The sequence below is a fragment of the Leifsonia sp. KNZ13-11D genome, assembly GCF_056754895.1.
Window position 1 is genome coordinate 2,802,221 of the sequence record NZ_JBPGWU010000001.1, and the last position, 19,823, is coordinate 2,822,043.

Sequence of the window (19,823 nt, forward strand, 5' to 3'; positions counted from 1 at the left end):
GATCGACGCGCCCGCTCCTGAGTCGATGCCCGCCAGGGCTACCAGTCGCGCTCGACGCGCTGGTCACCCTCCCGTCCTCCCCCACGCCGAAGGACGTCGAGAAGGCCGTGGCGAAGCACGGCTTCTCGCGGTACGTCGTACCCGACGCCGATGGCGAGCCGACCGGCTACCTCCACCTCAAGGACGTGCTCGACCTGGAGGAGACCGGCTTCGAGCTCCCGGTGCCCGCCAAGCGCATCCGCCGCCTGGTGACCGTCTTCTCCGGGAGCGACCTGGAGGACGCCCTCGCCACCATGCGCCGCTCGGGCAGTCACCTGGCGCGCGTGGTCGACGGTGAGGGCGCGACCGCCGGCGTGCTGTTCCTGGAGGACATCATCGAGGAGCTGGTCGGCGAAGTGCAGGACGCGACCCGGCGGACCTGACCCGGGAGGGAATCGACCGCGGTCGTTGACACGTCGAGAAGGGTGAGTGTACAGTCACTCACATGGCACGAACCCTCTCCACCGCAGACGACCGCCGCGAGGCGGTGCTCGACAGGGCGATCGCGACCTTCGCGGTCGGCGGCTATCTCGGCACCCCGATCGCAGCGGTCGCCAGCGCTGCCGACATCTCCCCCGCGTACGTCTTCAAGCTCTTCCCGAGCAAGGAGGGCCTGTTCGTGGCCGCGCTGGAGCGGTGCTACGAGCGCATCGAGCAGGCGCTGGAGGAGGGCGCACGGGCCGCCGACGGGCAGACGCCCACGGCGATCCTCGACCGGATGGGCGACGCGTACGCCCAGCTCATCTCCGACCGCTCGCTGCTCATGCTCCAGGTGCACGCGCAGTCGGCGTCCGACACCCCGGAGATCCGGGACGCGCTGCGGCGCGGGCTTGCACGCATCACCCGCTTCGCCGGCATCCGCTCGGGCGCCGACCCCGACGCCGTGCAGCGCTTCATCGCCTACGGCCAGCTGTGCCACCTCGTGGTCACCGCAGGTCTCGAGGAGATCCCCGAGGAGTGGGCGCGCACGCTCACGAACGGCATCCGGCACCACTGACCTCACCATCCACCCGGCCGGCTTCTTGCGGCACCCGAAAGTGATTGATCAATCACTCACATGAAAGGCAGAACCATGACGACACACACCGCTCCCGTGGTCGCGGCCCCGCGCGCCGCCACCTCCCGCAGCAGCCACCGCTGGTGGGCGCTCGGCGTCCTCGCCCTCGCCCAGTTCCTGGTGGTGCTCGACGCCTCCATCGTGAACATCGCCCTGCCCACCGTCGGCACCGCCCTCGGGCTCGACACCGCAGCGCTCGCCTGGGTTGTGACCGCCTACGTGCTGCCGTTCGGCGGTCTCCTCCTGCTCGGCGGCCGTCTCGCCGACCGGTTCGGGCACCGCCGGGTCTTCCTCGTCGGCGTCGCCGGCTTCGCACTGGCGTCACTCGCCGCCGGTCTCGCGGTGAACGGCACCATGCTGCTCGGCGCACGAGCCGTGCAGGGCGCGTTCGCCGCGCTGCTGGCGCCCGCGTCGCTCGCGCTGCTGACGCAGCTCTTCCCCGACGCCGAGGCGCGCGGCAAGGCCCTGGGCCTGTGGGGCGCGGTGGCCGGGATGGGCAGCGCGGCCGGCGTCCTGCTCGGCGGCGTGCTCACCGCGGCGTTCGGCTGGTCCGCCGTCTTCTTCGTGAACGTGCCCGTCGGCATCCTCGTGCTCGCGGTCATCCCGTTCCTGATCAGCCGCGACCGGGCGGGCAGCGCCGAGCGGATGGATGCGGCGGGTGCCGCGACCGCGACGCTCGGGCTCGCGGCGGCCGTCGCCGCGCTCAGCGAGGGTGGAACGCTCGGCTGGACGAGCCCGATCGTCCTCGGGCTCACGTCCGCCGCGGTGGTCCTGCTCACCGTGTTCGTGCTGATCGAACGCCGCACCGAGCACGCCCTGTTGCCGTTCTCCTTCTTCCGCAACCGCGACGCCCTCGCCGGCGACATCGTGATGCTGCTGGTCGGCGGCGCCACGGTCGCGCTGTTCTTCGCGCTGTCGGTCTACCTGCAGGAGGTGCTGCACCTGGATGCGCTGGCCGCCGGACTCAGCCAGCTGCCCCTCGCCGTCGCGCTGGTCGCGATCGCCGGCGTCGTCCCCGCCGTGGTCGCCCGGGCCGGGCTCCGCCCGACGCTGGCCGGTGCGCTCGTCGTGCTCGCCGCCGGGGTCCTCTGGTTCGCCCTCGCGGGCAGCACGGGGTTCGCCGCCGGGTTCATCCTGCCGAGCATCGTCATCGGTCTCGGCCTGGGCGCCTCCTTCGTCACCGTCACCCAGCTCGCCGTGCGCGGCGTGCCGGAGTCGGAGTCCGGCCTGGCCAGCGGCCTGGTCAACACCGCACAGCAGATCGGCGGCGCGCTCGGACTCGCCGTCCTCGGCGGCGTCGCCTCCGCCCGCACCTCGACCCTGCTGGACGCGGGAAGCGGCGCGGCCGACGCCGCCGCCGGCGGATTCCTGCTGCTGTTCCTGGGCGTCGCGGTGCTCGCGATCGTCGGCGGCGCCGTCACGCTGCTGGTGCGCCGGCGCTGAGACCCCGGGCGGCGCGACTGCGGCGCCACGGAACGTATGCGGGTGCTCGACGCACCGCAACTGTTCCGTGGCGCCGCAGTCGCGCGCGGGGCACCGCTACCAGCTGACCGGGAGCGCCTTGCCCTCCTCGTAGCCGGCGGCCGACTGGATGCCGACGAGCGCCCGCTCATGGAACTCCACCACCGACCGTGCACCCGCGTAGGTGAAGGAGCTGCGGACGCCGGTCGTGATCATGTCGAGCAGGTCCTCGACCGACGGGCGCAGCGGGTCCAGGTAGATGCGCGAGCTCGAGATGCCCTCGGCGAAGAGCTCCTTGCGGGCCAGCTCGTAGGCGTCGAGCCGCTCGAACCGGCCCTTGACCGCCTTGGTGGACGCCATGCCCCAGCTCTCCTTGTAGAGCGCGCCCTTCGCATCCCGGTCGAGCTGTCCGGGGGCCTCGATCGTGCCCGCGAACCAGGACCCGATCATCACGGAGGCGCCGCCCGCGGCGAGCGCCAGCGCGACGTCGCGCGGATAGCGGACCCCGCCGTCCGCCCACACGTGGGCGCCGAGCTCGCGCGCCGCGGCACTGGTCTCGAGCACCGCGGAGAACTGCGGGCGCCCGACCGCCGTCATCATGCGCGTGGTGCACATCGCGCCGGGCCCGACACCGACCTTGAGGATGTCCGCGCCGGCGGCGACGAGGTCGCGCACCGCCTGCTCGGTGACCACGTTGCCGGCGACGATCGGCAGCCCGAGGTCCAGCTCCTTGACGATGCGGATGGCGCGGATCATGCCGTCCTGGTCGCCGTGCGCCGTGTCGATGACGAGCACGTCGACGCCCGCCGCGGCGAGCGCCTTCGCCTTGCCCGCGACATCGCCGTTGATGCCGACGGCGGCGGCGACGCGCAGGCGGCCGTTGGCGTCGAGGGCGGGCGTGTAGATGGTGGAGCGCAGCGCGCTGCGCTTCGACAGCGTCCCGACGACGCGGCCGTGGTCGAGCACCGGGGCGAACTCGAGTCCCGCCGCATCCATCACCCGGAAAGCGGCCTTGCCGTCGGTGAGGTCCTCCGCGTCCAGGGAGGTCAGCGCCCCGTGCAGCAGGTCGCCGATGCGCGCGTCCGGCAGCGCGGAGCCGAGCTGGACGGCGGCCAGGCAGCCGAGGTATGCGCCGGCGGAGTCGCTCACCACGATGCCGTGGCCCTCCACCGGCGGGATGCGGCGCAGCACGTCGGCCACGGATTCCTCCGGGCGGGCATCGTACGGGGTGTCGAAGGCGACCGGCTGCGCCTTCACCCAGCGGATCGCCTCGTCGAGGTCCTGCAGGTGCATGTCCTGCGGCAGCACGCCGAGACCGCCACGGCGCGCGAGGGTCGCGGCGAGCCGCTTGCCGGTCACCGAGTTCATGTTGGCGGACACGATCGGGATGGTGGCACCGGTGCCGTCGTCGGGGGCGAGCGACACATCGAGACGGCTCGTGACGTCGGAGCGCGACGGCACGAGGAACACGTCGGAGTAGGTGAGGTCGTGGCGCGGCGATGTTCCATAGAACTGCATGGGAATAACGCTATCCCGCTCGGCTGAGCGCCTGCACCGGCGGACCGATGGGATTAGGCTTGAGGATCGGATGGATGCGGGTGGTCGAACGCCGCCCGGACAGGACGAATCAACGAAGAGAGTGGGCGATCGGCTGTGTCGAGCCAGTTGACCGGAGTAGGGACCGAAGACGGCTCCTCGGGCGAATTCGGAGCCAACGAGTGGCTCGTGGACGAGCTGTACGAGCAGTTCGTCCACGACAAGAACTCGGTCGACAAATCCTGGTGGCCGATCCTCGAGCACTACCACCCGGCCGTAGCGGACGACTCCACGCCGTCGCCGGACGAGACCCCCGCTCCGACGCCGTCCGAGCCCACCGCCCCGACCCCCTCCGAGCCGACGGCTCCGAGCCCGGCCGAGCCGACCGTCCCGAGCCCGTCCGAGCCGACCACGCCGGCGCCGCCGACGACCCCGGTTTCGCCCGCGGGGGGCGCCCCCGAGCCCCACCCGAACGAGCCCAAGCCCGTCACCACCCCCGTCCCGGTGATCGGCCAGCAGCCCGTCGCGCGCACCACCTCCGTCGCTCCGAAGCCCCAGCCGGTCCCGGCCGACGCCCCGGTCACCGCGCCCAACGCGACCGTCGAGGCGGCCGAAGAGGACAAGATCACGCCGCTGCGCGGCATGTCCAAGACGCTCGCCACCAACATGGATGCGTCGCTCACCGTCCCGACGGCGACCAGCGTCCGCACCATCCCGGCGAAGCTGATGATCGACAACCGCATCGTCATCAACAACCACCTGAAGCGCGCCCGCGGCGGCAAGGTCTCCTTCACGCACCTCATCGGCTGGGCGCTCATCCAGGCGCTCAAGGAGTTCCCGAGCCAGAACGTCTACTACGACGAGGTCGACGGGAAGCCGTCGGTCGTCGCCCCGGCGCACATCAACCTCGGCATCGCGATCGACCTGCCGAAGCCCGACGGGACGCGCGCCCTCCTCGTGCCGAGCATCAAGCGCGCCGACACGATGCGCTTCGGCGACTACCTCGCCGCGTACGAGGAGCTGGTCAGCAAGGCCCGCAACAACAAGCTCGCGGCCGGCGACTTCGCCGGCACCACGATCTCGCTCACCAACCCGGGCGGCATCGGCACCGTCCACTCCGTCCCGCGGCTCATGAAGGGGCAGGGCTGCATCATCGGCGCCGGCGCCCTCGAGTACCCGGCCGAGTTCCAGGGCTCCAGCGAGAAGACGCTCGCCGGTCTCGCGATCGGCAAGACGATCACGCTGACGAGCACCTACGACCACCGCGTCATCCAGGGCGCCGGTTCGGGCGAGTTCCTCAAGATCGTGCACGAGATGCTGATCGGCAAGCGCAACTTCTACGAGGACATCTTCGCCGAGCTGCGCATCCCGTACATGCCGATCCACTGGAACCCGGACATCAGCGTCGACCTGGCCAGCGCCGTCGACAAGACCGCCCGCGTGCAGGAGCTGATCAACTCGTTCCGCGTGCGCGGCCACCTGATGGCCGACATCGACCCGCTCGAGTACAAGCAGCGCTCGCACCCCGACCTCGAGATCGAGAACCACGGCCTCACGTTCTGGGACCTCGACCGTGAGTTCGTCACCGGCCAGTTCGGCGGCGACAAGCGCAAGATGAAGCTGCGCGACATCCTCGGCGTGCTCCGCGACTCCTACTGCCGCACGGTCGGCATCGAGTACATGCACATCCAGGACCCGGCACAGCGCAAGTGGTTCCAGGACAAGCTGGAGCGCCCCTACGAGAAGCCGAACCACGACGAGCAGCTGCGCATCCTCGGCAAGCTGAACGAGGCGGAGGCCTTCGAGACCTTCCTGCAGACCAAGTACGTCGGCCAGAAGCGGTTCAGCCTGGAGGGCGGCGAGTCCACGATCGCCCTGCTCGACGCGATCCTGCAGGGCGCCGCGGAGGCCGGGATGGACGAGGTCGCCATCGGCATGGCGCACCGCGGCCGCCTCAACGTGCTGACGAACATCGCCGGCAAGACGTACGGCCAGATCTTCCGCGAGTTCGAGGGCACGCAGGACCCGCGCACCGTGCAGGGCTCCGGCGACGTCAAGTACCACCTGGGCACCGAGGGCACCTTCAAGGGAGCCGCCGGCGAGGAGATCCCCGTGTACCTCGCGGCGAACCCGTCGCACCTGGAGGCCGTCGACGGCGTCCTGGAGGGCATCGTGCGGGCCAAGCAGGACCGCCGCCCCGCCGGCACCTTCCTGACGCTGCCGATCCTCATCCACGGCGACGCGGCGATGGCCGGCCAGGGCATCGTGGTCGAGCAGATGCAGATGTCGCAGCTGCGCGCGTACAAGACCGGTGGCACCATCCACGTCAACATCAACAACCAGGTCGGCTTCACCACGCCTCCCGGGGAGGGCCGCAGCTCGGTCTACTCGACCGACGTGGCGAAGACCATCCAGGCCCCGATCTTCCACGTGAACGGCGACGACCCCGAGGCCGTCGTGCGGGTCGCGGAGATCGCGTTCGCCTACCGCCAGGAGTTCAAGCGCGACGTCGTCATCGACCTGGTCTGCTACCGGCGCCGCGGGCACAACGAGGGCGACGACCCGTCGATGACCCAGCCGCTGATGTACAGCCTCATCGAGGCGAAGCGCTCGGTCCGCCGCCTCTACACCGAGGCACTGGTCGGCCGCGGCGACATCACCGAAGAGGAGTACGAGCAGGCGCACCGCGACTTCCAGGACCGCCTGGAGCGCGCCTTCATGGAGACGCACGCGGCGCAGACCAACTCCACGCCCGTGATCGACGCCGACACCTCCGCCGACCTCGAGAAGCCGGTGCAGTCGGATGTCAACGACAACGTCGGCGAGCCCGAGACGACCGCGGTCAGCGAGCAGGTCATCCACATGATCGGGGACGCGTTCAACAACCCGCCCGCCGGCTTCACGGTGCACCCGAAACTGCAGCAGCTGCTCAACAAGCGTAGCGAGATGAGCCGCAACGGCGGCATCGACTGGGGCTTCGGCGAGCTGCTCGCCCTCGGCTCGCTGCTGGTCGAGGGCACGCCCGTGCGCCTGGCCGGTCAGGACGCGCGGCGCGGCACCTTCGTGCAGCGCCACGCCGTGCTGCACGACCGGGTCAACGGCCAGGAGTGGCTGCCGCTCGCGAACCTCAGCGACAACCAGGCCAAGTTCTGGATCTACGACTCTCTGCTGAGCGAGTACGCCGCGATGGGCTTCGAGTACGGCTACTCGGTGGAGCGGGCGGATGCGCTGGTGCTCTGGGAGGCCCAGTTCGGCGACTTCGCCAACGGCGCGCAGATCATCATCGACGAGTTCATCTCCTCGGCCGAGCAGAAGTGGGGCCAGCGCTCGTCGCTGGTGCTGCTCCTCCCGCACGGCTACGAGGGTCAGGGGCCGGACCACTCCAGCGCCCGCATCGAGCGGTACCTGCAGCTGTGCGCCGAGAACAACATGACCGTCGCCCGTCCCTCGACCCCGGCGTCGTACTTCCACCTCCTGCGCCGCCAGGCGTACGCGCGTCCGCGCCGGCCGCTGGTCGTCTTCACCCCGAAGGCGATGCTGCGCCTGCGCGGGGCGTCCAGCAACGTCGAGGACTTCACCACCGGCCGCTTCGAGCCGGTGATCGACGACCAGCGGATCACCGACAAGGGCGCCGTGAAGCGCGTCCTGCTGCTCGCTGGGAAGCTCTACTACGACCTCCTCAACGAGCTGGAGAAGAAGCCGAACCCGGAGATCGCCCTGGTGCGGGTCGAGCAGTTCTACCCGCTGCCCGGCGCAGAACTCAAGGCGGTCGTCGACTCCTACCCCGACGCCGAACTCGTGTGGGTGCAGGACGAGCCCGAGAACCAGGGCGCCTGGCCGTTCATGATCCTGGAGACCTCCAAGCTCGGCCCGCGCCCGCTCGGCGTCGTCTCGCGTCCGCCGTCGGCGTCGCCGGCCGCCGGCTCGGCGAAGCGCCACGCGCAGGAGCAGTCGGTGCTCATCCAGCGCGCGCTGACGCTCTAGGCGGCGCTCCCGCTGCGACGAGAGCCCCCGGTCCGATAGGACCCGGGGGCTCTCTCGCGCGTCCCGTCCCGATCGGCGTAGGTTGAGCCCATGACCGTCGTGACCAACCACCGCCTCGGAGAGCCCTGCTGGGTCGACTACTCGAGCACCGACGTGCCGCGCGCGCGGGACTTCTACAGTGCGCTGTTCGGCTGGACCGCCGACACAGCGGGCGAGGAGTACGGCGGCTACGTGACGTTCCGGCGCGACGGTCGCGCCGTGGCCGGTCTCGGCCCGACGATGGGCGACGCGCAGGGGAACAGCTGGCTGACGTACCTCCTGGTCGAGGACGCCGGCGAGGCCGAGCGCGCCTCCCTCCGGGCGGGAGCCCAGGTGATCGCCCCGACCATGCTCGTCGGCGAGCAGGGGAGGATGGCCGTCATCGCCGACCCGGGAGGCGCCGTCGTCGGACTGTGGGATCCGGAGCAGCACCGCGGCTTCGACCTCGTCGCCGAGGTCGGCGCGCCGGCGTGGCACGAGCTCTACGCCCGCGACTTCCGGGCGCAGGTCGACTTCTACACGAAGGTCTTCGGCTGGACCACGCAGGTTCTCGGCGACACCGCCGACTTCCGGTATTCGACGTTCGGCGACCCGGCTTCACCGAGCGGCGGCGTCTTCGACGCGAACGGGATGCTCCCGGAGGGCGTCCCCTCGCACTGGGTCATCTACTTCGGCGTGGCCGACGCGGCCGCGGCGTCGCAGCGGGTCATCGAGCTGGGCGGAACCGTCATCCGCGACCCCTGGGACAGCGAATTCGGCCGGTTCGCGCAGGTCAACGACCCGCTCGGAGGGCTCTTCTTCCTCCACGAGGTCGGGTCGGGCAGCGCCGCCTGACCGCTACCGCCTCAGTGGACGGTCGCCTGGAAGGAGCGGATGCGCAGCAGCACCTCGGTGCGCAGCGTCTCGGGCGCCGTCTCCCTGCACGCCCGCTGCACGACCTCGGTCAGCACCACGTTGAGGTGCGCCTCGTCGGAGCATCCGGCGCAGTTCGCCAGGTGCTCGCGCACATCGGCAGCATCCTCGCTGCACAGTTCGTTGCGCAGGTACTCTTCGAGTTCGGCCTTCGCCTTCTCGCAGCCGCAGTCCGTCATTTTTTGCTCCTGGTGGTCTGCACGGCACGGTCTCCCTGAACGGCGGAGAGCCCGCGCTCGTGCGCGTAGTCGGTCAGAAGCTCCCGCAGCATGCGACGGCCGCGGTGCAGGCGGCTCATCACGGTGCCGATCGGGGTCTTCATGATGTCGGCGATCTCCTGATAGGAGAATCCCTCGACATCGGCGAGGTACACGGCCAGCCGGAAGTCCTCCGGGATGGCCTGCAGCGCGTCCTTGACGGCGCTGTCCGGCAGGTGGTCGATCGCCTCGGCCTCGGCCGAGCGGCTCGACGACGAGGACATCGACTCGGCGCCGCCGAGCTGCCAGTCCTCGAGCTCGTCGATGGTCCCCTGGTAGGGCTCGCGCTGCTTCTTGCGGTACGTGTTGATGAACGTGTTGGTGAGGATGCGGTACAGCCAGGCCTTCAGGTTGGTGCCCTGCTGGAACTGGTTGAAGGCCGCGTACGCCTTCACGAACGTCTCCTGCACGAGGTCCTGCGCGTCGGACGGGTTCCGCGTCATCCGCAGGGCAGCCGCGTACAGCTGGTCCATGAAAGGCAGGGCCTGCTCCTCGAAGAGGCTGCCCGTATCCTCGGTCTCGGTGCTCATCACCGGCCAGTCTAGTTCGGACGCCCGCACAGCGCCCCAGCGGGCCTCCAGGTCGCGCTCGTCGTCTGCGAGGACGCGCGGGGCGTCGAGCACAGCGGTGGCGGCCATGGATGATTCCTTCCGGGTGGTGCGATCACGGATAATCTTGACAACAATGCTGATCTCGAAATATTCCGCTCCGGACTTCGACCCGTACGGCGACAACCGCGCCGACGAGCCGAACACGCTGTGGCCCGCGCCCGTCGCAGACGGCCCTGTGGCCGCGACGGTCTCGCTGCCCGGCTCCAAGTCGCTGACGGCGAGGGAGCTGGTGCTGTCCGCCCTCGCCGACGGCCCGTCCCTCCTGCGGGCGCCGTTGCACTCCCGGGACAGCGCCAACATGATCGAGGCGCTCCGCGCCCTGGGCGTCGGGGTGGAGGAGCGGCCCGGGTCCGGCGCGTTCGGCGCCGACCTGCTGGTCACCCCGGCCGACGAGCTGCTCGGCAGCACCACGATCGAGTGCGGCCAGGCGGGGACGGTGATGCGGTTCGTCCCGCCGATCGCCGGGCTGGCGCTCGGGCCGACGATGTTCGACGCCGACGACTCCGCCCGCGGACGGCCGATGGGCGCCATCATCGCGGCCCTCCGCGCTCTCGGCGTCGACGTGAACGACGACGGCCGCGGCTCCCTCCCGTTCACCGTCCACGGCACCGGCACGGTCGCCGGCGGAGCGATCGAGGTGGATGCGTCCAGCTCCAGCCAGTTCGTGAGCGCACTGCTGCTGTCGGCCAGCCGCTTCGAGAACGGCCTCGACCTCACGCATTCGGGCGAGCGGCTTCCCAGCCTCCCGCACATCGAGATGACCATCGAGACCCTGGCGGCGCGCGGGGTGACCGTCGAGTCGCCGTCCACCGGACGCTGGATCGTCGCCCCGGGCACGATCGCCGCGCGCGACGTGGACATCGAGCCGGACCTGTCGAACGCCGCCCCGTTCCTCGCGGCAGCGGTCGTCACGGGCGGCACCGTCACCATCACCGGCTGGCCGGCCACGACCACGCAGGTGGGGGCCGACCTCGCCGACCTCCTGCCGCTGTTCGGGGCGACGGTCAGCCGCGACGGCGACCGCCTGACCGTCACCGGTCCGGAGCGCCCGAACGGCGTGACGCTCGACCTGACCACCGGCGGCGAGCTCGCGCCCGCGCTCGTGGCGATCGCCGCCCTCGCCGACGGGCCGAGCGAGATCACCGGCATCGGTCACATCCGTCACCACGAGACGGACCGTCTCGCGGCCCTGGCCGCGGAGATCAACGGTCTCGGCGGTGCGGTGACCGAGCTCGAGGACGGCCTCCGCATCGAGCCGCGCCCGCTGCACGGCGGCGTCTGGCGCAGCTACGAGGACCACCGGATGGCGACCGCCGGTGCGATCGTCGGCCTCCGGGTGCCGGGCGTCGAGATCGAGAACGTCGCCACCACCGCCAAGACCCTCCCCCAGTTCACGGAGCTGTGGACCCGGATGCTGCACCCGGGCGACGGAGCCGCGTGACTGACGGCACCGGGCCCTGGTGGTCGGACGGTGAGGAGGAGGACGACGAGTTCGACCTCTACGACGAGTCCAGCATCCGCTCGCGCCCGAACCCGAAGGGGAACCGTCCGCGCACCAAGACGCGCCCCGAGCACGCGGATGCGCAGATCGCCCGCGTGCTGGGCGTCGACCGCGGCCGCTACACCGTGCTGCTCGACGAGGACACGCCCGCTGAGCGGCAGATCACCGCGGCCCGGGCGAGCGAACTGCGCCGGAACCCGATCGTGAACGGCGACCGGGTCGCCGTCGTGGGCGACACCTCCGGCGAGGAGGGATCGCTCGCCCGGATCGTCCGCATCGAGCCGCGCACCACGCTGCTGCGCCGCAGCGCCGACGACACGGATGAGGTCGAGCGCGTGATCGTCGCCAACGCCGACCAGATGCTCATCGTGGTGGCGGCGGCGAACCCCGAGCCGCGCACCCGCCTCGTCGACCGTTACCTCGTCGCGGCGTACGACGCGGGCATCGCGCCGATGCTGTGCGTCACGAAGACGGACCTCGCAGATCCTGCGCCGTTCCTCGAGAACTTCGCCGGGCTCGACCTGCCCGTGTTCACGAGCCGCGAGGACAACATCCCGGTGCACGACATCCGGGCGGCGCTGGTCGGGCACGACACGGTCGTGGTGGGGCACTCCGGGGTCGGCAAGTCGACGCTCGTGAACGCCCTGGTGCCCGGCGCGCACCGGGCCACCGGCCACGTCAACGTGGTGACGGGTCGCGGCCGGCACACGTCGTCCTCGACGGTGTCGCTCCGGGTGGAGGACGAGGCGGGCCGCCACGGCTGGGTGATCGACACCCCGGGCGTGCGCTCGTTCGGGCTGGGGCACGTCAACACCGACAGCATCCTGAAGGCGTTCACGGACCTCGCCGAGCTGGCCGAGGACTGCCCGCGCGGCTGCACCCACCTTCCCGACGCGCCCGACTGCGCCATCATCGAGGCCGTCGAGGCCGGCAAGCTCGGCGAGGCGGGGCGCGCGCGCCTGGATTCGCTCCAGCGGCTGCTGCTGACCTTCGCCCGCTGACGTCCTCTCCGACCTCCGGCGCCGACCTCCCGCGCCGACCTCCCGCGCTGACCCGGTGGGCCTCGTTCGCTGACAGAATGGACCCATGACGGATGTGCGACTCGAAGCGGGCGAGCAGGCCCCCGCGTTCAGCCTGACGGACCAGGACGGCTCCACGGTGTCGCTCGGCGACTTCGCCGGCGAGAACGTGATCGTGTACTTCTACCCGGCGGCGATGACCCCCGGCTGCACCACGGAGGCGTGCGACTTCCGCGACAACCTCAACTCGCTGAAGTCGGCGGGCTACCGGGTGATCGGCATCTCCAAAGATGCGCCGGCGCGCAACAAGGAATTCCAGGAGCAGGAGGGTCTCAACTTCCCGCTGCTCTCGGACGAGGATCTCGCGGTGCACAAGGCGTACGGCGCCTACGGCGAGAAGAAGCTCTACGGCAAGACCGTCGAGGGCGTCATCCGCTCGACGTTCGTCGTCGACCCGGACGGCTCGCTGCGGCTCCCGCTCTACAACGTGAAGGCGACCGGCCACGTCGCGTCGCTCCGCAAGAAGCTGGGTATCGACGCCTGATCAGGCCGGCAGCCGCGGCACCGACGCGAGCAGCCGGCGTGTGTACGGGTCGCGCGGTGCGCCCAGCACGTCGGTCGTCGGCCCCTGCTCGACCACCCGGCCGCCCTGCAGCACGACGGTCTCCGCGCACAGGGACGCCACGACGCCCAGGTCGTGCGAGACCATCACGACCGTCATCCCCTCGGCCGTGGCGAGCTCCGCCAGCAGGTCGATGATCTGGATGCGCGTGGTGACGTCGAGCGCGCTGACCGGCTCGTCCGCCAGCAACACCCGCGGGCGGGACACGATGGCGCGGGCGATCGCGATGCGCTGGCGCTGACCCCCCGAGAACTCGTGAGGGTACCGCCCAGCAGCGTCCGACGGCAGGGCGACCGCTTCGAGCGCACGGGCGACCCGGTCGCGGGCGTCCGCACCGGATGCGACCCTGAGCGAGGCCAGCGGCTCGCCGACGATGCGGCCGACGCTCTGGCGCGGGTCGAGCGACGAGTACGGGTCCTGGAAGACCGGCTGGACGCTGCGCCGGAAGCGTCGCAGCTGCTCGCGGTCGCGCAGGTCGAGCGGCCGGCCGTCGAACAGGACCGCGCCGCTCGTGGGCGCCGTCAGCCCGAGCAGCAGCGAGAGGGCGGTCGTCTTGCCCGCTCCGGACTCGCCGACCAGACCGACGCTCCGTCCCGGCTCGACGGCGAAGGAGACGGCGTCGAGCGCGGGCGTGGTGGCGCGGCGGTAGCGGAAGCCGGCGTCGCGGAGTTCCAGGATGGCGTTCATCGCACCTCCAGTGCCGCATCGAGCTCGCGGGCGCTCCGGACGAGCTCCGCCGTGTACGGCTCGCGGGGCTCGCTCAGGAGGCGGGCGATCGGGCCCTCCTCGACCACGCGGCCCGCGCGGAGCACCAGCGCACGCTGGGCCATCCGCGACACCACCGCGAGGTCGTGGCTGACGAAGAGCAGCGACATCCCGCGGTCCGCCACCAGCCGTTCGAGCAGGGAGAGCACGTCGGCCTGCACCGTCACATCCAGAGCCGTGGTCGGCTCATCGGCGATCAGGAGGCGCGGACGGCACGCGAGCGCCGCCGCGATGGCGACCCGCTGACGCTGGCCGCCCGAGATCTCCCACGAGTACGCGCGGGCGATGCGCTCGGGCTCCGGCAGCCCGACCTCCGCCAGGGCGTCGAGCACGGCGCGGCGCAGCACGTCACCGCGGAGCCCGAGGTGACGGCGCAGCGGCTCCGCGACCTGGCGTCCCAGCCGCATGAGGGGGTCGAGAGCGGTCAGAGGCTCCTGGAAGACCGTCGACGCGACGCGCCCGCGCAGCGGCACCAGGTCGCGCTCGCGCGCCCCGATCATCTGCACGCCGTCGAGCAGGATGCTGCCCGATGCAACGAGACCCTCCGGAAGCAGACCGGTCAGTGCGAACGAGGTCAGCGACTTGCCCGAGCCGGACTCCCCGATCAGGCTCAACCGCTCCCCCGGCGCCAGCTCGAACGACACGTCGTGCACAAGCGGAACGCCGTCCCGGGTCGCCACGGACAGACCGCGGACCTCGAGTACACGCTCTGTCGCCGCGGTCGCAGCCTGCGAACGATCGCCGCTCATCGCGACCTCCTCCGGGTCGGGTCCGCCACGTCGCGCAGGCCGTCGGCCACAAGGTTGACGCCGATGACCAGCACCACGAGCGCGACTCCGGGCGCGATGGCGCCGGCCGGGGCCGTCGACACCGTGCCCTGCGCCTCCTGCAGCAGCCGGCCCCACGAAGCGTTCGGCGGCGGAGCGCCGAGACCCAGGTACGACAGACTGGCCTCGGCGAGCACGGCGACGCCGAACTGCAGCGCGAGGTTGACGCTGAGCGTCGGCCAGATGTTCGGCAGGATGTGGCGCGCCACGATCCCCGCCCAGGACGTTCCGGACGTGCGTGCCGCCGTCACGTACTGCTGGGCGAGCACCCGCTTCGCGAGCACCCGGGTCAGTCGCGCGACGACCGCGGACATCGCCAGGCCGATCGCGACGATGGCGGTGCCCAGCGACGCTCCCTGAGCCGCCACGATCAGCATCGCGAGCAGCAGCGTCGGGAACGCGATCAGGATGTCGAGCACGGCCGAGAGCGTGTCGTCGAGCCATTTCGTGGCGAACGCGGCGAGCAGTCCGAGCGTGATGCCGACGACCGCGCCGATGGCGACCGAGCCGAGCCCCACGGCGAGCGCGATCCGCGCTCCGATCATCAGCTGCGTCAGCAGGTCGCGGCCGAAACGGTCGGTGCCCAGCCAGTGCGACGTGCTCGGCTGCTCCAGCCGGGTGCCCGATGTGTCGGCCTGCGCGTAGGGAAGCCAGAAGAACGAGACGATCGCCACCACGACGACGATCCCCACGAGCGTCAGCCCGATGCCGAGGGTCACCGAGCGACGCGCACGGGTGCGTGTGCGCTTGGCGGGCTGCGGTGCGGCCGTATCGGCCGCCTGCTCCACGATCGCGCTCATGCGTTGCCCGAGATGCTGCGGCGCAGCCGCGGGTCGACGAGGCGCTGCGCGATGTCGGCGAGGAACCCGACGATGAGCACGAGCAGCGTGGAGACGAAGAGGATGCCCTGGATGTTCGGGTAGTCGTGCTGCTCGATCGCCGTGAGCAGCATGCTGCCGAGGCCCGGCAGGGTGAACACGCTCTCGACGACGACGGCTCCGAGGAACGTCGTCGCCAGCTCGATGCCGAGCACCGAGATGACCGGGACGGCGCCGTTGCGCGCGCCGTGCCGCCACATCGAACGCGCGAAGCCGGAGCCCAGCGCGCGGGCGTTGCGCAGGTAGTCGCTGCCGATCACATCCAGCGTCGCGCTGCGCACGTACCGCGAGATGGACGCGCTCATCACGATCGCGATGGTGACGACCGGCAGCGCCAGCGACGTGAGCGCGGCTGTGGGGTCGGACCAGTCGTCGCGGGGGAAGCCTCCTGAGGGGAACCACCCCAGCGTGATGGCGAACACGTCGACCAGCAGGATGCCGACCCAGAAGACAGGCACCGCGATGCCGAGCTGCGAGAACGCGGACAGGGCCACTCCGTACCAGCGGTCGGCCTTCCAGGCGGCGACGAAGCCGATGGGGAGCGCCAGCACGAGCGCGAGGCCGAACGAGAGCAGCGTCAGCGGCACCGTCACCGCAAGCCGGGCTGCGATCTCGGGACCGACGGGCAGGGAACTGATGAACGACTGGCCGAGGTCGAGGGTCAGCAGGCTGCCGAACCACGTGACGAACTGCTGCAGCAGCGGCTGGTCGCTGCCCACCTGCCGCTGCGCCGCCGCGATCTGCTCCTTGGTCGCGCCGACCGAGAGGAGGGCGTTGGACGGGTCTCCCGGGAGGACCCGCAGCAGGAAGAACAGCACCACCATGGCGAGCAGCAGCGACACCACGAGGAACGCGGTGCGGCGGAGCAGGTAGGAAGCCATGGTCGTTTCAGCGTAGATGCTCGGGGAGCCGGCGGGCTCCCCGAGCATCAGGGTGTGGAATACGGGTAGGGGTGTGGAGGAATCGGCTACTTCTTGACGATGTCGTAGGCGTAGAACTGCGAGTTCAGGCCGTTGACCGGGTAGCCGGTGACGTTGCTGTCGGCCACCACGATCTGCGGGTAGAGGTACAGCCAGGCGCTGGCCGCATCCTTCGCGATCTGCTCGTTGACCTGCTTCAGCTTGGCCGTCTGCTCGGCCGTCGTCGTCGACTGCTCGGCCTCGTCGACCCACTTGGTGACCTGCGGGTTGTCGTAGCCCCAGTAGAAGTCGGGGTTGCCGTACCAGACGACGTCACGATCGTTGACGTGCTCCTGCAGCGTCGCGGTGAAGTCGTGGTTCTTGAACACCTTGGTGTACCACTCGTCCGCCGAGATCGAGTTGATCGTCACGGTGATGCCCACCTTGGCCAGCTCGCTCTTCAGGAACTCGGCCACCGCGGGGTGCGGGTCGTAGGTCGGTGTGTCCAGGGTGAAGCTGAAGCCGTTCGCGAAACCGGCCTCGGCCAGCTCCTTCTTGGCGAGGTTGACGTCGTACGGATTGACCTTGGTGAGGTCCTCGTACCAGGGGTCGCTGGGCGGCACCATCGAGCCGATCAGGGTGCCGTAGTCGCCCCAGATGGAGTTGAGGAGCTTCTTGGTGTCGATCGCGGAGTAGACCGCCTTGCGCACCTCGACGTTGTCGAACGGCGCGACCTTGTCGTTGAAGGCCAGCAGTTCCTTGGTCGTGGACTTGCCGTTCGAGATCGTGTAGTCCTTGTTGCCCGTGAAGGTGCTCAGCGCATCCGGGCTCTGGATGCTCGTCACGATGTCGACCTGCTTGGTCTGCAGAGCGTTGGACAAGGCGGACGCGTCGGTGAAGTAGTCGAACTCCACCTCCTTGTTCTTCGCCTGGTCGCCCCAGTAGCCGCTCCAGCGCTCGAGGCTCAGCGAGCTGCCGCGCTTCCAGGTGCCCAGCTTGTAGGGGCCGGTGCCGTCCTCGGCGGTCTTGTAGTTCGAGGTGCCCGGGCCGTAGATCCAGACGTAGCTGAGGTTGTACGGCAGGGAGATCGAGCGGGAGGACAGCGTGATGGTCACCGTCTTGTCGTCGGGCGTCGCAATGCCCTTGATGACGGCGAGCTGCGACTTGCGGGCGGACTGCGAGTCGTCGGCGGTCACGCGCTCGATGCTGCGCTTCACGTCGGCACTCGTCAGAGCCTTGCCGGAGTGGAACTTCACGCCGTCGCGCAGGGTGAACGTGTACGTCAGGCCATCGGCGCTGGTCGTGTACTTCGTGGCGAGCAGCGGCTCCACCTTGCCGTCGTCGGTGAGCTTGAACAGCCCCTCGTAGACGTTGCCGTTGAGCGCCTCGGTGACGCCCTGGCCGCCACCCGCGGTGTTGTCCAGGTTGACCGGCTCGTAGAGCGAGCCGATGGCGATCGAGGCGTCGCTGCCGCCGGCGGAGGACGACGACGCGCCCGCGCATCCGGCGAGGGCGAGGGCCGAGGCCAGGCCGACGGCGAGCGTCGCGAACAGGGAAGACTTTCTCACGGGTTCTCCAGTGCTGTGGGGGTGCTGTGCAGTGCTGTGGTGAAGGGATGCGCTCTCGCGCGGGTTCAGTGCCCGGCGGCGGCGCTGTCCGTCGAGTGGCGGAAGACGACGCGCTTCTCCCCCGCGGTCACCGGTACGGGGAACCGGTTGTTGCGCGGAGGCAGTGGACAGTTGTACTGGTCCGAGAAGCCGCAGGGCGGGACGAAAGCGCGGTTGAAGTCCAGGACGACGTGATCGTCCGCGTGCTCGACGAACAGGAACCGGCCGGAGGCGTACGAGCCGTCCTCGCCGTCGGCCCCATTGCTCGGGTCGCCGAAGACCAGCAGCAGCGTTCCGTCGTCGTCGAAGGCGCTCAGCGTGTAGCCGACCCCGTCGCGCTCGAAGGTGATGTCGCCCGGGACGACCAGGTCGCGGGTCAGGCCGTTGTCGCGGATGTGCTCGAACGGGATGGTGCGGTCGTCGGAGACCGGGGTGAATGTCGCCTCGATCACCCAGCTGTCGTCGAACGGGAAGACGTCGATCGTCTCGAAGTCGCGGATGGCGGGGGACTCGGCGTCCCAGAGGCGGATGCCGCGCTCGGGCTCTCCGGTCTCCAGGCTGCGCCGGGAGAGCTCCGTCGCCGTCACCGACTCCGGTCGGCCGGCGAGCGCGTCCTCCGTGGTCGTGGTGTCGCCTGGGGCGAGCCAGCGGGTCTCGATGAGGGCCAGGTTGCCCGTCGGTGCGGCGACGGAGCGGAGGCGGTCGGCGCGCCAGGCGTCCCAGCGCTCGCGGGCGCGCTCGATGGTGGACGGGGAGGCTGAGAGCTGTGTGGAGAGATCAGTCACGATGTCGGGCATAACCATCCGAGTCTCCGGCTTGTTCCCGTCTTCGCCTATTCGTGTTGCTCCGTGTTGCGTGCGGTCGCTCGCACCACCGACGGCGTCAGGGCGAGAATCCCCGCGATCAGCGCGGGGACGAGCAGCGCCCAGCCGAGGTCGGGCCGGCCGTAGAGCCCCTGGAAGCAGGCGACGGCGACCGCCACCTGCAGGATCTGAATGGTGACGGTGGAGGCACGCGCCCAGCTCTGGCGACGGAGCAGGCCGATGGTGGTGGCGACGGCCCAGGCGGCTGCCAGGAAGGCGAGCACGGTGATCGCGACAGCCGTCGGATACGACGTGGGCCGTACGGTCAGCAGGTCGACCAGCAGCCACACCGCCAGGATCAGGACGAGGACGGCCTCCGCACCGACGATGACGGTCAGCACGACGAGGAGCCCGGACCGGGCGGGACGTGCCGCCTGGGCGACACCGTCGGGGGCGTTCTGAGGGTCGGGCACTATAGCATCCTGACGTTTCCGGCTGGTGTTCCCAGCGTTATCCCATACAAAACTATTGATTCGGGATAAGCGCTATGGGAGCATATTCAACGGTCGAGTTAACGCTCACAGGGTCGTGGGCAGGTCTGATTCCCCACGGATCTAAGCACCCTGCAACCCGACTGCTTACCTGCATTCTATGGTCCCCTCGGGCCAGGAAACCTCAGTAAACAAGGAGCACATCTTCATGGATTGGCGCGACAAAGCCGCCTGCCTCACCGCGGACCCTGAGCTGTTCTTCCCGGTGGGCAACACCGGACCCGCGGTCGACCAGATCGACAAGGCCAAGGCGGTCTGCGCGCGCTGCACCGTGACGGAGATCTGCCTGCAGTACGCCCTCGAGACCGGCCAGGACTCCGGCGTCTGGGGCGGCCTCTCCGAGGACGAGCGTCGCGCGCTCAAGCGCCGCGCCGCTCGCGCCCGCCGCGCCTCCTGAGGCCGGCCCGCTCCATCCGCACCACCGGTCGCCCGGCTTCCGCCGCGCGTCCGAACCC

The 19,823-nt window shown here is 70.3% G+C and carries 18 protein-coding genes and 1 pseudogene; 9 read left to right on the forward strand and 10 right to left on the reverse strand.

What is annotated here, in order from left to right; genetic code table 11:
- Positions 1-44: 44 nt before the first annotated feature.
- The 3 genes and pseudogenes from ACR9Y5_RS13895 to ACR9Y5_RS13905 all read left to right on the forward strand — a co-directional run.
- Positions 45-422: pseudogene (locus ACR9Y5_RS13895) on the forward strand (CBS domain-containing protein); the annotation flags it as partial.
- Between the two features lie 62 nt (positions 423-484).
- Positions 485-1,036 (forward strand): TetR/AcrR family transcriptional regulator, encoded by a 552-nt coding sequence (locus ACR9Y5_RS13900; protein WP_481298491.1) that lies wholly within the window; start codon positions 485-487, stop codon positions 1,034-1,036.
- 75 nt (positions 1,037-1,111) lie between these two features.
- Entirely contained in the window at positions 1,112-2,539 is a 1,428-nt protein-coding gene (locus ACR9Y5_RS13905; protein WP_481298492.1) for a DHA2 family efflux MFS transporter permease subunit, read from the forward strand.
- Positions 2,540-2,635: 96 nt separating this feature from the next.
- On the opposite strand, the gene guaB1 is transcribed toward ACR9Y5_RS13905, so the two are convergent.
- Positions 2,636-4,075, reverse strand: coding sequence for a GMP reductase (gene guaB1 / locus ACR9Y5_RS13910; RefSeq protein WP_481298493.1), 1,440 nt, complete (start codon positions 4,073-4,075; stop codon positions 2,636-2,638).
- Positions 4,076-4,210: 135 nt separating this feature from the next.
- Here guaB1 and ACR9Y5_RS13915 point away from each other — a divergent pair, with 135 nt between their 5' ends.
- Together ACR9Y5_RS13915 and ACR9Y5_RS13920 are read left to right on the forward strand one after the other, a co-directional pair.
- Positions 4,211-8,077, forward strand: a complete 3,867-nt coding sequence (locus ACR9Y5_RS13915; protein WP_481298494.1) for a multifunctional oxoglutarate decarboxylase/oxoglutarate dehydrogenase thiamine pyrophosphate-binding subunit/dihydrolipoyllysine-residue succinyltransferase subunit — start codon at positions 4,211-4,213, stop codon at positions 8,075-8,077.
- Positions 8,078-8,167: 90 nt separating this feature from the next.
- A complete protein-coding gene (locus ACR9Y5_RS13920; protein WP_481298495.1) occupies positions 8,168-8,950 on the forward strand; it encodes a VOC family protein in 783 nt (260 codons plus the stop codon).
- An 11-nt stretch (positions 8,951-8,961) separates the two neighbouring features.
- Here ACR9Y5_RS13920 and ACR9Y5_RS13925 read toward each other — a convergent pair whose 3' ends face one another.
- Positions 8,962-9,207, reverse strand: coding sequence for a zf-HC2 domain-containing protein (locus ACR9Y5_RS13925; RefSeq protein WP_481298496.1), 246 nt, complete (start codon positions 9,205-9,207; stop codon positions 8,962-8,964).
- Positions 9,204-9,923 carry a sigma-70 family RNA polymerase sigma factor gene (locus ACR9Y5_RS13930; RefSeq protein ID WP_481298497.1) on the reverse strand — a complete coding sequence of 240 codons (720 nt, stop codon included), beginning with the start codon at positions 9,921-9,923 and terminating at the stop codon, positions 9,204-9,206. Before ACR9Y5_RS13930 ends, ACR9Y5_RS13925 begins: the two co-directional genes overlap by 4 nt.
- 46 nt (positions 9,924-9,969) lie before the next feature.
- Here ACR9Y5_RS13930 and aroA point away from each other — a divergent pair, with 46 nt between their 5' ends.
- From aroA to bcp, 3 genes are all read left to right on the forward strand, one after another.
- On the forward strand, positions 9,970-11,337 hold the full coding sequence (gene aroA / locus ACR9Y5_RS13935) for a 3-phosphoshikimate 1-carboxyvinyltransferase (protein ID WP_481298498.1): 1,368 nt from the start codon (positions 9,970-9,972) through the stop codon (positions 11,335-11,337).
- Entirely contained in the window at positions 11,334-12,398 is a 1,065-nt protein-coding gene (rsgA, locus tag ACR9Y5_RS13940) for a ribosome small subunit-dependent GTPase A (RefSeq protein WP_481298499.1), read from the forward strand. Before aroA ends, rsgA begins: the two co-directional genes overlap by 4 nt.
- A gap of 85 nt (positions 12,399-12,483) precedes the next feature.
- Positions 12,484-12,960 carry a thioredoxin-dependent thiol peroxidase gene (bcp, locus tag ACR9Y5_RS13945; RefSeq protein ID WP_481298500.1) on the forward strand — a complete coding sequence of 159 codons (477 nt, stop codon included), beginning with the start codon at positions 12,484-12,486 and terminating at the stop codon, positions 12,958-12,960.
- Here bcp and ACR9Y5_RS13950 read toward each other — a convergent pair whose 3' ends face one another.
- The 7 genes from ACR9Y5_RS13950 to ACR9Y5_RS13980 all read right to left on the reverse strand — a co-directional run bounded on the left by ACR9Y5_RS13950 (position 12,961) and on the right by ACR9Y5_RS13980 (position 19,290).
- Positions 12,961-13,725: an ABC transporter ATP-binding protein gene (locus ACR9Y5_RS13950; RefSeq protein ID WP_481298501.1), complete on the reverse strand. Its 765-nt coding sequence runs from the start codon at positions 13,723-13,725 to the stop codon at positions 12,961-12,963.
- Positions 13,722-14,552 carry an ATP-binding cassette domain-containing protein gene (locus ACR9Y5_RS13955; protein WP_481298502.1) on the reverse strand — a complete coding sequence of 277 codons (831 nt, stop codon included), beginning with the start codon at positions 14,550-14,552 and terminating at the stop codon, positions 13,722-13,724. The genes ACR9Y5_RS13950 and ACR9Y5_RS13955 overlap by 4 nt, the downstream gene beginning before the upstream one ends.
- Complete coding sequence (locus ACR9Y5_RS13960; RefSeq protein ID WP_481298503.1) at positions 14,549-15,430, reverse strand: ABC transporter permease; 882 nt, start codon at positions 15,428-15,430, stop codon at positions 14,549-14,551. Before ACR9Y5_RS13960 ends, ACR9Y5_RS13955 begins: the two co-directional genes overlap by 4 nt.
- The gene (locus tag ACR9Y5_RS13965) at positions 15,427-16,389 is read right to left on the reverse strand and encodes an ABC transporter permease (RefSeq protein ID WP_481298504.1); all 963 of its coding nucleotides are present in this window, start codon (positions 16,387-16,389) and stop codon (positions 15,427-15,429) included. The genes ACR9Y5_RS13960 and ACR9Y5_RS13965 overlap by 4 nt, the downstream gene beginning before the upstream one ends.
- Positions 16,390-16,475: 86 nt before the next feature.
- Positions 16,476-17,975, reverse strand: coding sequence for an ABC transporter substrate-binding protein (locus tag ACR9Y5_RS13970; protein WP_481298505.1), 1,500 nt, complete (start codon positions 17,973-17,975; stop codon positions 16,476-16,478).
- A gap of 65 nt (positions 17,976-18,040) precedes the next feature.
- A complete protein-coding gene (locus tag ACR9Y5_RS13975) occupies positions 18,041-18,811 on the reverse strand; it encodes a DUF1684 domain-containing protein (RefSeq protein ID WP_481298506.1) in 771 nt (256 codons plus the stop codon).
- A 35-nt stretch (positions 18,812-18,846) separates the two neighbouring features.
- Complete coding sequence (locus ACR9Y5_RS13980; RefSeq protein ID WP_481298507.1) at positions 18,847-19,290, reverse strand: hypothetical protein; 444 nt, start codon at positions 19,288-19,290, stop codon at positions 18,847-18,849.
- A 226-nt stretch (positions 19,291-19,516) separates the two neighbouring features.
- Between ACR9Y5_RS13980 and ACR9Y5_RS13985 the strand changes: the two genes are divergently transcribed.
- Positions 19,517-19,765 (forward strand): WhiB family transcriptional regulator, encoded by a 249-nt coding sequence (locus ACR9Y5_RS13985; RefSeq protein ID WP_018190103.1) that lies wholly within the window; start codon positions 19,517-19,519, stop codon positions 19,763-19,765.
- The last annotated feature ends 58 nt before the right edge of the window (positions 19,766-19,823 follow it).